A 12,743-nucleotide genomic window follows, 5' to 3' on the forward strand; every position below is an offset into this window, starting at 1 on the left:
GAACGGGGAGAAGCGCGGAACCCTTTGGGCCGATCGCGGGTTTGACCCAACATCAGCAAGAGCAAAAGCCAGGAGAGAGCCCATGCCCAGACACCCGGACTATGGCAGATACGATCCCTACGGCCGTCGCGATTGGGCCCGCCGCGACTGGGAGAACGAGCGCCAGCGCGACCCTTACAACTATGGGTCCGAGCGCCGCGGTCGGGCGCGCAGCCGCTTCGACGAAGATGTGGAGCCGCGTGGCGCCGACTACGAGAGCTCGATGAACTGGCCGACCGGGAGCTACCGCGGCGGCGAACGCGAACGCTGGAGCGACGACGACTACGATCGTAGGGGCCGCGAGCGCTATTTCAGGGATTATCACGGCCCCGGTTATGGCTATCGCGGCGAGGGCCGTTACCGCGGCTACGGAGGTTACGGCGAAACGCGCGATTATCGCCACGACCGCGATTTTCTCGACCGCGCCAGCGACGAGGTCGCTTCCTGGTTCGGTGACGAAGATGCCGAACGCAGGCGGGAGATGGACCGGCACCGCGGCAAGGGCCCGAAAGGCTACAGGCGCACCGACGGCCGCATCCAGGAAGATGTCAGCGACCGCCTGAGTGACGACGGCGCTCTCGACGCCTCCAACATCGAAGTGAGCGTGTCGAACGGCGAAGTACAGCTCAATGGTTCGGTGAGCTCCAAATGGGCGAAGCGCCGCGCCGAGGACTGTGCAGAGAATGTATCTGGAGTCACGAATGTGCAAAACAACCTGCGCATCGAGACGGCGGATACCGGCACTATTCAGCAGAACCCGAACCTCACCGATCTTAGTTGAGGCGATTGCGGGCGTGCGAGCCGAGGGTCGTTTGATCACCTCATCCCCTGTGCTCGTCACAGGGATGAGGCGGAGAGATTTCAGTCCTCGGAAAAGTTTCCTGCAGCGCCGCGCGTCTTAGCTGGTGCATGTTTTTGTCCATTGATCGGCTACGATCAATGGCGCACGGTCGGCACCAAAAATCTCAACAGGCCTTAGTTGGAAGCGCGTCGCTGCTCCGCGGCAGATCTTGCCTGCCGCGCCCTCCAGTGCGCCGAGCGCCGAAGAAAACTCAGCAAGCGTTGTTCCTCCACCCGCAGTTCGTTGTCCGAGCGCCCGCGCGCCTGAAGCTGTCGCGCGGAGATCGAGGCCGACTTGTCGGCGAGAGCGAGCACATCCGGATGAATGTAGCTGCTCCGGCTGATGGCGGGCGTGTTGTGAAGAACGGAAGCAGCCGCTTCGCTCATCTGTTTGATCGTCGGCCACTCACCCTGTTCGATCGCGGTGCGAGCGGCCGTGAAAGCCGCGAGAGTGCCGCCCCAGGTCCGGAATGTCTTTGCCGAAACCGCTGTTCCGGCCACCTCTGAAAGGTACCGGTTGAGCCGGCCGGAATCGACCGGCCGCAGGGCGTCGTTTTCATCCTTCCAGACGAAAAGCTGTCTGCCCGGCAGATCCGCGATCTCTTCGAGCAACCGCTGCAATTTGGGGCGGCGCAGCAGCCGCTGGACGCGCTTGCCGCCCTTGCCGATGAATTTCAGCTCGATGAAGCCGTCGCCCAGCCTGAGATGGCGCTTCAAAAGCGTCGTGGCACCATAGCTCCCATTGGCCTGCACGTAAGCCTGGTTGCCGGTGCGCAGATGGGCTTCGTCCAGCAGGGCCACCAGCGCGGCGAGCACGGTTTGCATGTTTTCCACGTCACCCTGCATGTGGCGCCGTATGGTGCGCCGTATCCTGGGCAACGCCTTGCCGAATTCCACCAGTTGCGCGAATTTGTCGGCGCTCCTGAGAGCCTGCCACGCGCTGTGATAGCGGTACTGTTTTCGTCCGCGTGCATCGTAGCCCGTGGCCTGCAGATGCCCCCGTTCTTCGAGGCAGATCCAGACGTCTTCATAGGCAGGCGGCAGGCCCAGCGCCGCTATGCGGCTTTTGATCGACGGATCGGTAACGATCGAGCCGTCCGGCATTCGGTAGACAAACCCCTTGCCACGCCTTTGCCGCCGGATGCCCGGCTCGCTGTCGCTGACATAGACGAGCCCGGTTTCCTCGGGCACGAGACCGGCCGCCGCCAGGTTCCGCGGACCATCCACGATCACGCAAGGCGGAGGTTCGAGCACGTCGACCATCGTTGCTCTAGCCATTGCCTCCCTCCTGCGGGACGAAGGCGACGACGCTCTGCGCCGGGATAGTGTCGCGATCCGCGCTGGCGAACGTGCCGAACGGTTCTTCGGCTGCCGTGTCGAGCACGCGTTGCCAGCGCCTGCTTCCGTTTCCGCGGGGAAGGGCTATCTCGCAATCACCGCCTGCATTGAGCACGAGGACGATCTCGCCGGCCGGCGAAGCTTCGCCCTGCCCGACGCGGCATATATAGGCGCAAATCAGGCGGAGCTCGGCGTCGTGCCAGGCATCCTCGTCCATGGGACTGCCATCCGCCTTGTACCAGGCGATTTCGACCCGTCCATTCTCGTCGGGCTCTCCGTCGAGGAATCGCTCCTGCCGCAAGACAGGATGGTCCTTGCGGAAGGCGAGGAGCTTGCGGCAGAAATCCACGAAGCTATCCTCCGCTCCGCTCCAATCGAGCCAGCCGATCTCGTTATCCTGGCAATAGGCGTTGTTGTTGCCCTGCTGGCTGTTTCCCAGCTCGTCGCCGCCGAGCACCATCGGCACGCCCTGGCTGATCATCAGGGTGGCGAGCATGGCCGCCCGCCGCCGTTTGCGCGCCTCGATGATCTCCCCGTTGTCGGTCGGGCCCTCGGCGCCCATGTTGTCGGAATGATTGTCGGAGTGACCGTCCCGGTTCTCCTCGCCGTTCGCCTCGTTGTGCTTTTCGCCGTAGGAGACCGTGTCCATCAGGGTGAAGCCGTCATGGGCGCTCACCAGGTTGATCGACGAGGTCGCGGCACGGTCCGAGTGCCTGAACTGCACGGGCGAACCGAGAATGCGCTCGGCAAGCACCGGAACCATGCCGCCGTCTCCCTTCCAGAAGCGCCGGACGTCGTCGCGGAACCGGTCGTTCCATTCGCGGAACGGCGGTGGGAAGCCGCCGAGCTGATAGCCGCCCTCGCCGACGTCCCAGGGTTCGGCGATCAGCTTCACACCCGCCAGGATAGGATCCTGCCGGATCGCGTCGAAGAAGCCGCCTTCGCGATCGAACTCCATGTATTCGCGGCCGAGCGTGCTTGCGAGATCGAAGCGGAAGCCGTCGATATGCATCACGCCCACCCAATAACGCAGGCTGTCGAGGACCATGCGCAGCACCAGGGGATGGGCAACGTTGAGCGTGTTGCCGGTACCGGTCGTGTCGTAGGTGTGGCGCGGCTCGTCGGGCGACTGGCGGTAATAGCTGAAATTGTCGAGCCCGCGGAAGCTCAAGGTCGGGCCCCGTTCCGAGCCCTCGGCCGTATGGTTGTAGACGACATCCATCAAAACCTCGATGCCGACGGAATGAAACCGCTTCACCATCGTCTTGAATTCGGTAAAGCGGTCGCCCTTGAGATAACGCTCGTGCGGCGCGAAGAATCCGAGCGTCTGATATCCCCAATAGTTTCTGAGATTCCGCTCCACCAGGTAACGGTCGTCGAGGAAATATTGCACCGGCATCAATTCGATCGCCGAAACGCCGAGCTTCGTCAGGTGCTCGATGATCGGATCGCTCGCCATGCCGAGAAACGTGCCACGCAGCTCGTCCGGCACGCCGGGATGCGTCATGGTCATGCCGCGGACATGCGTCTCGTAGATGATCGTTTCCGTCCAGGGACGGCGGATCGCTTCTTCGCCCGCCCAGTCGAAAGTCGGGTCCTGAACGACGCCCTTCACCATGAAGGGGGCGCTGTCGCGCTCGTCGAAGGAAAGATCGCCCTCGGGGCTGCCGATCGTGTATCCGAAGAGCGCATCGTCCCAGATGAGCTCACCCGCGACCAGCTTGGCGTAGGGATCGAGCAGCAGCTTGTTCGGATTGAAGCGGTGACCATTGTGCGGATCGTAAGGTCCGTGGGCGCGGTAGCCGTAGAGGGTGCCGGGACCGATACCCTCGATGTAACCGGACCAGATGTCGCCCTCGCGCTTCGGCAGCGGCATGCGCGCCGTTTCCTCGCGCCCGTCCTCGGAAAACAGGCAGAGTTCGATCTTCTCCGCATGCGCCGAGAAGACCGCAAAATGGGTCCCCTGCCCGGTGTATTCTGCACCGAGTTCAGGTTTCATGAAATCGAGTTCGGAAAAAGTCAGGTTCATTCAGTCGCGCCCTCTACCGCCTTGCCCGGCAGCTTTGATGCAACGCAACGGGCAGGCATTTGTTCCTCCTCCCGGACGAGTGCCGGGGGAACTTTCCCCGCGCTTGGCCAGTTCCTCGCCTTTCATCTCGAGGGACATATCGATGCCGGCGAGTTCGACACGTGGACATTTCAGAAACAGCTGGGGCGCGAATTTCATCGACGGGGACACATGCCGGTTTCGGTTGTGGGCTCCCGACGAGCGGGACCTCGATCTGGTTCTCGGCGGGGCCGCGCATAAGATGCAGTCACTCGATGGCGGCTGGTTCGAAATCACGCTCGAGGCGAAGGCGGGGGAGCGCTATAGCTTCCGCCTTGCCGACGGCACCGAGGTCGCCGATCCCGCCTCCTCGGCACAGGAGCGGGAAGCTTCAGGCAAGTCGATCGTCGTCGATCACGCCGCCTATGAATGGCAGGCTTCCTCCTGGCGCGGCAGGCCCTGGGAGGAGACGGTCATTTCGGAGTTGCATGTCGGCTGCTTCACGCCGGAGGGCACCTTCCGCGCTGCAATCGAGCGCTTGCCGCATCTGGCCGGGGCCGGAATCACCGCGATCGAGATCATGCCCGTCGCGCAATTGCCCGGGATGCGGGGCTGGGGCTACGACGGCGTGCTGCACTATGCTCCGCATAATGCCTACGGCAAGCCGGATGATCTGAAGGCGCTCGTGGATGCGGCCCATTCGCTTGGTCTGACGGTCCTGCTCGATGTCGTTTACAACCACTTCGGGCCGGAGGGAAATTACCTTTCCCGCTATGCGAGCCGCTTCTTCAACAAGGATCGCCCGACACCGTGGGGCGCGTCGATCGCCTTCGAGGAGGAAGCGGTCCGGCGCTACTTCATCGAGAACGCGCTCTACTGGCTCGGCGAATTCCGTTTCGACGGATTGCGTCTCGATGCGACCGAACAGATCCGCGATACGACCAGGCCGCATTTTCTCCTCGCGCTGGAGCACGAGGTTCGGGAAACGTTCGCCGAGCGCCAGATCCACCTGGTGCTGGAAGACGCTCACCGCCGAAGGAGCCTTCTGCGGCGCGACGCGAGCGGCACACGCATGCTCTTCGATGCGGGATGGAACGATGATCTTCACAATGCTCTCCACGTCGTGGCGACCGGCGAAACCAAGGGCCACTATCGCCCTTTCGCCGACGAGCCCTGGGGCAAGATCCGCAGCGCGTTGGCCGATGGCTTCGCCGTGCCGGCAAAGGAAGACAATTTCTCTCCTGAGGGGAGCCGAGCCCGCGTGCCGCCGCAAGGCCGCGTGAATTTCCTGCAGAACCACGACCAGATCGGCAACCGCGCCTTCGGTGAACGTCTCGCCTCGCTGCTCCAGGAGGACAGGCTGCGCGTTTTGGCGGCTATGCACATGCTGACGCCGCAAATCCCTCTCCTGTTCATGGGTGAAGAATACGGCGAGACGCAGCCCTTCTGTTTCTTCGCCGACTACCAGGGGGAAATAGCCGAGGCTATCCGGCTGGGACGCCGGGACGAAGCCGAAAACTTCGGCGGCCTTCCAGAGGGCAAGACGATGGACGAGCTGCCCGATCCGCTCGACCCGGACGTCTTTGCCGGCTCCAAGCTGCGTTGGAGCCGCGCGACAAGCCCTGCCGGCGAGCGGCATCTTGCCTATATGCGCGACCTCACCGGGATAAGGCAGCGGCACATCGTGCCGCTGATCGCCGGCACCGCCGTACCGGATTGCCGTGCATACGAGAGCAAGGACGGCATCATCGCCGTCGACTGGCAGTTCGGCGAGGATTGCCTGGAACTGCGCGTCAATCTTTTTCAGGAGAGACAGGCCGTTCCCGCAATTCGCGGTCAGCCGATCTTCACGAGCGAAACGTCCGGGGGCGAGACCGTCGACGGCAGCGAGTTGGCCGGTCCAGGCATCGCCGTCGCCATTGCGCGGTGACACGCCATCGGCAGACAGGGGAACATGCCTTGAGCCTCACGGTTAGACGCCGCGGCGAGAATAAAGGGAGAGCGCCTCGAGGAACGATGCCGAAACAGCCTGCGAAACTTGGACCGGCCCTTGCCGGCGAACACGCCGAGGCAACCACGATTGCCTCTCTGCGGCGGCAGGCGGAGAGTTGCGAGCGCTGCGACCTCTACAAGAACGCCACCCAACTGGTCTTCGGCGAGGGTCCGGTCGACGCCCGTGTCGTGCTCGTCGGCGAACAGCCCGGCGACCGCGAGGACCTTGCCGGGCGCCCGTTCGTCGGACCCGCCGGGCGCATCCTGGACGAATGCCTGCACGAAGCCGGCATCGATCGTTCGGAGTGCTATCTCACCAATGCCGTCAAACACTTCAAATTCGAACAGCGCGGCAAGCGCCGGCTGCATTCGCGGCCGAATGCCGGTGAGATTCAGGCCTGCGCCTGGTGGCTCGGCGCCGAACTCGATGAGCTCCGCCCCGAAATCGTCGTCGCGCTCGGGGCCACGGCGCTGATGTCCCTGCTCGGGCGAAGCGTGGGTGTCACCAGAAACCGCGGCGAGCTTCTGACGGCGCCCGGGGGCTTCTCCGTTCTCGTGACCATCCACCCCTCCTATCTTCTGAGAATCCGAGGCAGATCCGACCCCGAAGCGGAACGCGCCCGGTTTGTCGACGATCTCGCCAAGGTCAAGGCTCGCATCGGTTGACGGTCAGGACTGCCGGTCGAGTTCCGGATAGTGGCGGAAGACGCAGGATTCGTTGAAGGCGAGCCGCCGCTCCGAGGCCAGATAGCTCAGAATTCTCGGGCGTGCACGAACGGCATCATGCAAGGCGACCAGTCCGGGGATGTTTGCCTCATAGGCATCCATCGCCTTGGGAAAGGCATAGCGGAGGCCTTCGATCACCTGGAAAAGCGAAAGATCGACGTAGCTCAACCGGTCCGAGACCATATGGCTCGGCCCTTTGGGGTTCTGTGTGAGCACGCGTTCGAAATAGCCGAGAAACTTCGGCAGACGCTCGGAGAGGAAATCGGCCGACCGCCTCAGCGCTTCAGGCTTCTGGTCCTCGAAATAGAGGGACACGGCGATCGGATGATGCGTGTCGTGAATCTCCGCGACGAAATCGGTGATCGTCAGCTGCAGACCATTGGTGAGGGTTCGAAGTCCCTCGTCCTCGGCAACAAGGCCGAGCCTCGGCCCGAGATAAAAAAGAATGTTGGCGACGTGGCTTATGACGAGGTCGCCATCGACGAGGAACGGGGGAGCGAAGGGAGCGGCGGCTTCACCGGGCTCCTTCATAAGCTTCAGCATTTCATTCGTGCCGCCCGGCTGGCGGGCAATGTCGACGTAATCCGCGCCGGCCTCCTCCAGCGCGAGGCGCACGAATTCACCGCGGCCGGGAATACCATCCCAGTAATAGAGCTTGTATGGCATGAAAGGTCCCCTTCTTTGCCAGCATTCATCTTTGTTCGCGGCCGGAGTCTATTCTGAGCACGATTGAAGGAAACATACAGCCGCGCAATTCGTTCCGGTTCGGCAGGGAACGGAACATACTGCGCCGAGGAGAAAACCAATGAAAATCGAAGAGCTCATGTTCGCCGAAAGCGGCGGCGTACCGAACAACCCGCGCCTGCCGGTCCTGGTCTATCGTCAAGCGGTCGACGTTACGGAAAATGGAGCCACACAGATAGAGGAACGCTTCCGGGCCAATGGTTGGCGCGGCCTGTGGCGCAACGGCGTCTTTGCCCATCACCATTACCATTGCGGTGCGCACGAGGTTCTCGGAATCGCGGAAGGCCGGGCACGGCTGCTGATCGGAGGGCCGGAAGGACAGGAGGTCGAGGTCGCAGCCGGCGACGTCATCCTCCTCCCGGCAGGTACGGGCCACCGCCGGAACGAGGCGAGCATGGATTTCCTGGTCGTCGGCGGCTATCCGCCAGGTCAGGATGCCGAGATCCAGAGGGGCGCCGCGACCGCGGATGACCGTAAGGCAATCGCCTTGGTGCCGCTGCCGAGCCTGGACCCCATTCTCGGCGCAGAAGGACCTGCGGTCACCGTGTGGCAGTCCGCCATGCATGCGGGGGACGGTCTCGGCGAAGCACACGGCCACTGATCACGCGCCGCAGTCGTCAGCGCAGCCAGACCGGGAGGTCGGCGGCGGTGCGGCAGCCCGCTGCCCGCTCTTTCAGTCCCAGTTTTTCCCAGGCGAATTTCTGGGCAGCGATCTGTGCCATTTCCTTGGTCTCGTAGATGTCCGGCAGGACGTATGCCTTACGGCCACACGACAGGAGCGCCCTGTGGCTCAGCAGGTCGTAGTGAAGCTCGAGGTATTCTTCGGAATGCATGGGACCCTCCCAGGTGGCGATAAGGAAAACGGCAGCCGTCGCGGGAAGTTCCATGCTGCCCGCCGATTGCTGCGACGGTCAGCGCTGCCGACGGAACATAGACGTCGCTTTCGAGTTGATGACGCTTACGGGAGTTCAGTCATGAGCACGAACAAACATGGAGAACCGCGCCCGGGGGCTGATGCGCGCCCGCTCGACCCACCGAGCGTCGACGAGCCGATCGACGCATGGGGGCGAGATCGGAAGAGCGCGCCGGGGGTCGGGAACCAACTCGACGAACTACGCGAGCGCATCGCCCGGCTACAATCCGAAATCGACGCCATCGCGACCGAGACCCACACGGCCGTTGGCACGGTGCCCGGAGGCGACAGGCTCGAAACAGCAAAAGACGTGGTTGCCGAAAAGCGCGACGAGATCAAGCGCCTGACGGCGCGGCTCGAAGAGCTCGAGCAGACACTTGGCGGTAACGCCTAGTTTTCCGGACCTAAAACACGGTCATCCACACGCCGCGCCAGAAAAGCGAATCCGGGTCATCGAGGCGTTCGCAATCGTCGGTCGAAGGCTTCCGGATCTTTGCAGGCGCCGGCTCGATGCCGGTAAAAGGAGGCACAGGGCGCCCTTCGCGTTCCGTCGCGGGTTCCGGTTTTTTGATCGTAAGCATCGCGAGATCCTTTCCGCCGTAAAGGCATTCCGGCCTCAGTGCTCCTTCCGCTTCTCCTCCGAGGTCCGTCTTCGGGTCAGTCCCGATTAATGAATTTACAGAAGCGGCTGGGTTGCCCGTCGTCAGTCATGTCCTGATGGAGGAAGGCCAGATTCTCGTCGTCGAAGATCTTGAAGAATTCGTCCCAGGAAATTTTCTCCAGCGTGTCTTCCGGTTTGCCGAAATCAACGCGAAGCAGACCACCACCGCCTTCGGTTGCGCCCTTAACGCGCGCCGGCTGCCCCTTGCGGGCTTCTATCCAATTGCGGATCGTGTCGTGGTCGATCGTAGTCATCGCAGCGGTCATCGGAAACTCCATCAACTGGCATGCCGGCGGCGCCTCCGTGTCCGAAGCGCCATCCTCAGCGGCAGCGAAGCGGTGTGCGCTCAACGCGCCCCAGCTGTGTAAATCGATCGCTGCGCTTATTGTTCCGCCTCAGCGCCGTGCGCGGTCGCTTGGCTCCGCGGCGGTTGCCTCGTCGTCGTGCGGTTCCCAGCCGAATATGCTGCGCCCGCCGAAACGCGCGGAGTCCCTGAATTCGCCCGCGACGATCTCCTTCAGGTCGGGCCCCGTGACGTAGCGCTCCAGCCGGCGCGATTGCTCGTCGAGCCGCTTCAGAGCCGCAAGCTCATCCTCGCGCCCGAGCCGGCCCTTGCTGACCGCGGACTTCATGATCCTGATCGTCTCGTCGTAGACTTTCACCGGTACGGGGAACGGATGGCGGTCCTTGCCGCCATGGGCGAGCGAAAAGCGGGCGGGATCCGAGAACCTGCAAGGCGTCCCGTGGACCACCTCCGCGACCATCGCCAACGCCTTGACCGTCCGCGCGCCCACGCCCGGCACCAGCAGCAGGTCCTTGAAATCCGCCGGACCACGGTCGGCGGCGGCGGCGAAGTTGCCGTGAAGGCGCCGGAGATTGACATCACTTTCGCGTACATCGTGATGGGCAGGCATGAAGAGATGCGGCAGCATCGGCTGTGCCGGCGAGGCCACAGGAGCCCCCCGAGACTCGATCCGGGCGACCTCGCGCAAGAGCCCGTCGGGCCCGAATGACTGGAGGAGATCGAGCTGCGCGGTCCTCGAGGCGGCGGCACGGCGGTCGGCCAGATTGACGATCTCGCCCTGTTCTCTGCCTTCGATCGCGCTATGCGGCGCGTCGACGAAGCTTGTCAGGCCCTCCGAGAGCCAGTGATAGCGCCTCGCCTGCCGGCGGTCGCCGTTCATGCCCTGCTGGACGACCACCCACCTGGCATCGTCCGTGACGACGAAACCGTGCAGGTACAGATCGAAGCCGTCCTGAACGGCCGCACTGTCGACCTTGGCGACGAGGCGGCTCGCTTCTGCCAATGCGCCGCCATCGAAACCGACACGATCGCCGATCGACATGAGTTCGCCCGGCGTTTTGCGGGAGTGCTGGCCGCGGCCGCCGCAGACATGGATGCCCAGCTCGCCGGCAAGCGGGGTGAGACCGCGTTTCAACGCACCGATGACGCTCGTGGTGATACCGGAGGAATGCCAGTCCATGCCCATGACAGCACCGAAGGACTGGAACCAGAACGGATGCGCAAGCCGCCTTAGAAACTCGTCGCGTCCATAGTGATGAACCACCGCTTCGGTGACCAGCGCGCCGAGGCGCGTCATACGGTCGCCGAGCCATCGCGGCACGCGGCCGCCATGCAGCGGGAGATCCGCATTGCCTGCTCTTTGAGCCATAGTGTTTCCGTTCTGCGTCCCGACCGACAGGGCGCGTCGCCATCAGGCGCCGCGCCGACCCACTTAACATAGTGGAAATTGGAGCACGAAGCGAAAAACGCAGGCACGAGGACGCGCCGCGCACGAAGACAACCTTGAGAACGAGTGCGAACCCAAGCCCTCGGAGGACGACGCCGCGGATCGAAGGCAATCCGCCAGCCGGAGGCGATGGGAGCACCGCAGTGCGAGCGGTTAAGCCTTCGCACTGCGGCCCGCCTCCTCCGGCGGCCGCCTTCGATCACGACCCTCGATATGCCGTCGCCTGCCCTAGCCGACAAACATCTGGCGCAACCGAGCAAACAGCCCTGGCTGTTTCTCGACAAGCATTGCGCGGATGTGGCGGGCGGCCGTCGATGCGCTGACCGTCGCGCCGAAATGGCAATAGCAGATGACCTTATGTAATTGCTCGTCGCTCAGCTCGAAAAACCGCCTGGCTTCGCCGTAGCTGTCGTTCTCCATCCCGGCGGTCCGGAAGACCGGATCCTCGAAGGCGACGGAGATCGGCGAACCGTCGCCGCGCATGGCCGCGCGGACTCTCGCCGGCTGATACTCTGTCTCGTGCAGCGTCGAAAGGCGTCTGTGAGGATCACGTTCCAGGAGTTCCGCCCAACGCTCAAGGCGCTCCTTGCGCGATAACGTCCGTCGCGGCAGGTCCTGCTTGACCTCGGCGACGCCCTGTAACTGCTCGATTGCTTGGTGCTTCATTGCGACCTCCTACTCTTACGATAGTTGGTCCCCCAATTTCCACCTCGTAGGCCTTATCAGCGTGACTCCAACCGGTCGGGAAGTCCAATCACGAAAATAGATCATGCCAAATTTGGCGCATGGCGTCGCACGCGGCGGCGCTCGTCACCCCTTGACGGCGCCGGACGTCAGCCCCGCGACGATCTTGCGCTGGAAGATCAGGACGAGAACGAGCAGCGGCAGCGTCACCGTGACCGACGCGGCCATGATCTGGCCGAACGGATATTCATAGCGGCTGCTGCCCGTCAGAAGGCCGATCGCGACCGGAACCGTCCGGTTCTCGTCGGTCAGGATGAAGGTGAGCGCGAAGAGGAATTCGTTCCATGCGAGGATGAACGACAGCAGACCGGTGCTGGCAATCGCAGGCCCCATCAGAGGCAGCAGCACATGGGTGAGAATGCGCAGGCGCGAACAGCCATCGATGAGCGCCGCCTCCTCCAATTCGTTCGGCAGGTCCCGGATGAAGCTCGTCAGGATCCATGTCGTAAAGGGCAAAGTGAGAATGAGATACGAAACGATCAGCGCCGACGGCCGATTGTAGAGCCCGAGCCATCCGATCACCTCGAACATTCCCGAAAGCACCACCACTTGCGGGAAGACCGAGATCATGAGAACGGCGATCAGAACGATGCGGCCCGGAGGAAAATGCAGGCGGCCGAGCGCGTAAGCTGCAAGAATGCCGATGACGAGGGAGATCGCCGTGCTGACAAGCGCGACCACGCCGGAATTGACGAGCGCGCCCATGAATACGGGATTGGCGAACAATTGCCTGTAGTTGCTGAAATCGAGCGCCGGCAGCAGAGTGAACTGGTAAAGCGCCTGCCCCGTCTTGGTCGAGGAGACGATCGCCCAGTAATAGGGAAACAGCATGTAGACGAGGACGGCCGCCACGCCGGCATAGAGTCCGGCCGTCTTTACGCGGCGCAAGGTCCGGTACGTCGCGTTCGAATAGCGTCTCGTCATGGCTGCGCTCACCGTCATCGATAC

The 12,743-nt window shown here is 63.1% G+C and carries 14 protein-coding genes; 5 read left to right on the plus strand and 9 right to left on the minus strand.

Annotated elements, in window-relative coordinates:
- Nucleotides 1-82: 82 nt before the first annotated feature.
- Nucleotides 83-820: a BON domain-containing protein gene (locus BHD07_RS16375; RefSeq protein ID WP_102761718.1), complete on the plus strand. Its 738-nt coding sequence runs from the start codon at nt 83-85 to the stop codon at nt 818-820.
- 194 nt (nt 821-1,014) lie between these two features.
- On the opposite strand, the gene BHD07_RS16380 is transcribed toward BHD07_RS16375, so the two are convergent.
- Both BHD07_RS16380 and glgX read right to left on the minus strand, forming a co-directional pair.
- Nucleotides 1,015-2,157, minus strand: coding sequence for a DNA topoisomerase IB (locus BHD07_RS16380; RefSeq protein WP_338281669.1), 1,143 nt, complete (start codon nt 2,155-2,157; stop codon nt 1,015-1,017).
- Nucleotides 2,150-4,246, minus strand: a complete 2,097-nt coding sequence (glgX, locus tag BHD07_RS16385; RefSeq protein ID WP_338281671.1) for a glycogen debranching protein GlgX — start codon at nt 4,244-4,246, stop codon at nt 2,150-2,152. Before glgX ends, BHD07_RS16380 begins: the two co-directional genes overlap by 8 nt.
- Nucleotides 4,247-4,388: 142 nt before the next feature.
- Between glgX and treZ the strand changes: the two genes are divergently transcribed.
- Nucleotides 4,389-6,194: a malto-oligosyltrehalose trehalohydrolase gene (gene treZ, locus BHD07_RS16390; protein WP_338281673.1), complete on the plus strand. Its 1,806-nt coding sequence runs from the start codon at nt 4,389-4,391 to the stop codon at nt 6,192-6,194.
- An 86-nt stretch (nt 6,195-6,280) separates the two neighbouring features.
- Complete coding sequence (locus tag BHD07_RS16395) at nt 6,281-6,922, plus strand: UdgX family uracil-DNA binding protein (protein ID WP_338281674.1); 642 nt, start codon at nt 6,281-6,283, stop codon at nt 6,920-6,922.
- Nucleotides 6,923-6,925: 3 nt separating this feature from the next.
- On the opposite strand, the gene BHD07_RS16400 is transcribed toward BHD07_RS16395, so the two are convergent.
- On the minus strand, nt 6,926-7,648 hold the full coding sequence (locus BHD07_RS16400) for a glutathione S-transferase (RefSeq protein WP_324763511.1): 723 nt from the start codon (nt 7,646-7,648) through the stop codon (nt 6,926-6,928).
- A gap of 139 nt (nt 7,649-7,787) precedes the next feature.
- Here BHD07_RS16400 and BHD07_RS16405 point away from each other — a divergent pair, with 139 nt between their 5' ends.
- A complete protein-coding gene (locus tag BHD07_RS16405; RefSeq protein WP_338281678.1) occupies nt 7,788-8,327 on the plus strand; it encodes a cupin domain-containing protein in 540 nt (179 codons plus the stop codon).
- A gap of 16 nt (nt 8,328-8,343) precedes the next feature.
- On the opposite strand, the gene BHD07_RS16410 is transcribed toward BHD07_RS16405, so the two are convergent.
- Entirely contained in the window at nt 8,344-8,559 is a 216-nt protein-coding gene (locus BHD07_RS16410) for a hypothetical protein (protein ID WP_026169042.1), read from the minus strand.
- Between the two features lie 141 nt (nt 8,560-8,700).
- Between BHD07_RS16410 and BHD07_RS16415 the strand changes: the two genes are divergently transcribed.
- A complete protein-coding gene (locus tag BHD07_RS16415; RefSeq protein ID WP_338281681.1) occupies nt 8,701-9,033 on the plus strand; it encodes a hypothetical protein in 333 nt (110 codons plus the stop codon).
- A 10-nt stretch (nt 9,034-9,043) separates the two neighbouring features.
- On the opposite strand, the gene BHD07_RS16420 is transcribed toward BHD07_RS16415, so the two are convergent.
- The 5 genes from BHD07_RS16420 to BHD07_RS16440 form a co-directional block, all read right to left on the minus strand.
- Entirely contained in the window at nt 9,044-9,220 is a 177-nt protein-coding gene (locus BHD07_RS16420) for a hypothetical protein (RefSeq protein WP_164866835.1), read from the minus strand.
- A 76-nt stretch (nt 9,221-9,296) separates the two neighbouring features.
- Nucleotides 9,297-9,566 (minus strand): hypothetical protein, encoded by a 270-nt coding sequence (locus BHD07_RS16425; protein ID WP_086017526.1) that lies wholly within the window; start codon nt 9,564-9,566, stop codon nt 9,297-9,299.
- Nucleotides 9,567-9,695: 129 nt separating this feature from the next.
- Nucleotides 9,696-10,973, minus strand: a complete 1,278-nt coding sequence (locus tag BHD07_RS16430; protein ID WP_338281685.1) for a DUF763 domain-containing protein — start codon at nt 10,971-10,973, stop codon at nt 9,696-9,698.
- Between the two features lie 306 nt (nt 10,974-11,279).
- Complete coding sequence (locus BHD07_RS16435; protein ID WP_018099016.1) at nt 11,280-11,717, minus strand: hypothetical protein; 438 nt, start codon at nt 11,715-11,717, stop codon at nt 11,280-11,282.
- 144 nt (nt 11,718-11,861) lie between these two features.
- Nucleotides 11,862-12,737, minus strand: a complete 876-nt coding sequence (locus BHD07_RS16440; protein WP_338281687.1) for a carbohydrate ABC transporter permease — start codon at nt 12,735-12,737, stop codon at nt 11,862-11,864.
- Between the last annotated feature and the right edge of the window lie 6 nt (nt 12,738-12,743).

Source organism: Sinorhizobium sp. KGO-5, assembly GCF_036245905.1.
Taxonomy (GTDB): domain Bacteria; phylum Pseudomonadota; class Alphaproteobacteria; order Rhizobiales; family Rhizobiaceae; genus Sinorhizobium; species Sinorhizobium meliloti_A.

What these genes read in the sequence shown, in the direction of transcription:
- BHD07_RS16375 (WP_102761718.1), top strand. Translation starts at nt 83, where the DNA reads ATGCCCAGACACCCGGACTATGGCAGATACGATCCCTACGGCCGTCGC.
- BHD07_RS16380 (WP_338281669.1), bottom strand. Translation starts at nt 2,157, where the DNA reads ATGGCTAGAGCAACGATGGTCGACGTGCTCGAACCTCCGCCTTGCGTG.
- glgX (WP_338281671.1), bottom strand. Translation starts at nt 4,246, where the DNA reads ATGAACCTGACTTTTTCCGAACTCGATTTCATGAAACCTGAACTCGGT.
- treZ (WP_338281673.1), top strand. Translation starts at nt 4,389, where the DNA reads ATGCCGGCGAGTTCGACACGTGGACATTTCAGAAACAGCTGGGGCGCG.
- BHD07_RS16395 (WP_338281674.1), top strand. Translation starts at nt 6,281, where the DNA reads ATGCCGAAACAGCCTGCGAAACTTGGACCGGCCCTTGCCGGCGAACAC.
- BHD07_RS16400 (WP_324763511.1), bottom strand. Translation starts at nt 7,648, where the DNA reads ATGCCATACAAGCTCTATTACTGGGATGGTATTCCCGGCCGCGGTGAA.
- BHD07_RS16405 (WP_338281678.1), top strand. Translation starts at nt 7,788, where the DNA reads ATGAAAATCGAAGAGCTCATGTTCGCCGAAAGCGGCGGCGTACCGAAC.
- BHD07_RS16410 (WP_026169042.1), bottom strand. Translation starts at nt 8,559, where the DNA reads ATGCATTCCGAAGAATACCTCGAGCTTCACTACGACCTGCTGAGCCAC.
- BHD07_RS16415 (WP_338281681.1), top strand. Translation starts at nt 8,701, where the DNA reads ATGAGCACGAACAAACATGGAGAACCGCGCCCGGGGGCTGATGCGCGC.
- BHD07_RS16420 (WP_164866835.1), bottom strand. Translation starts at nt 9,220, where the DNA reads ATGCTTACGATCAAAAAACCGGAACCCGCGACGGAACGCGAAGGGCGC.
- BHD07_RS16425 (WP_086017526.1), bottom strand. Translation starts at nt 9,566, where the DNA reads ATGACCGCTGCGATGACTACGATCGACCACGACACGATCCGCAATTGG.
- BHD07_RS16430 (WP_338281685.1), bottom strand. Translation starts at nt 10,973, where the DNA reads ATGGCTCAAAGAGCAGGCAATGCGGATCTCCCGCTGCATGGCGGCCGC.
- BHD07_RS16435 (WP_018099016.1), bottom strand. Translation starts at nt 11,717, where the DNA reads ATGAAGCACCAAGCAATCGAGCAGTTACAGGGCGTCGCCGAGGTCAAG.
- BHD07_RS16440 (WP_338281687.1), bottom strand. Translation starts at nt 12,737, where the DNA reads ATGACGGTGAGCGCAGCCATGACGAGACGCTATTCGAACGCGACGTAC.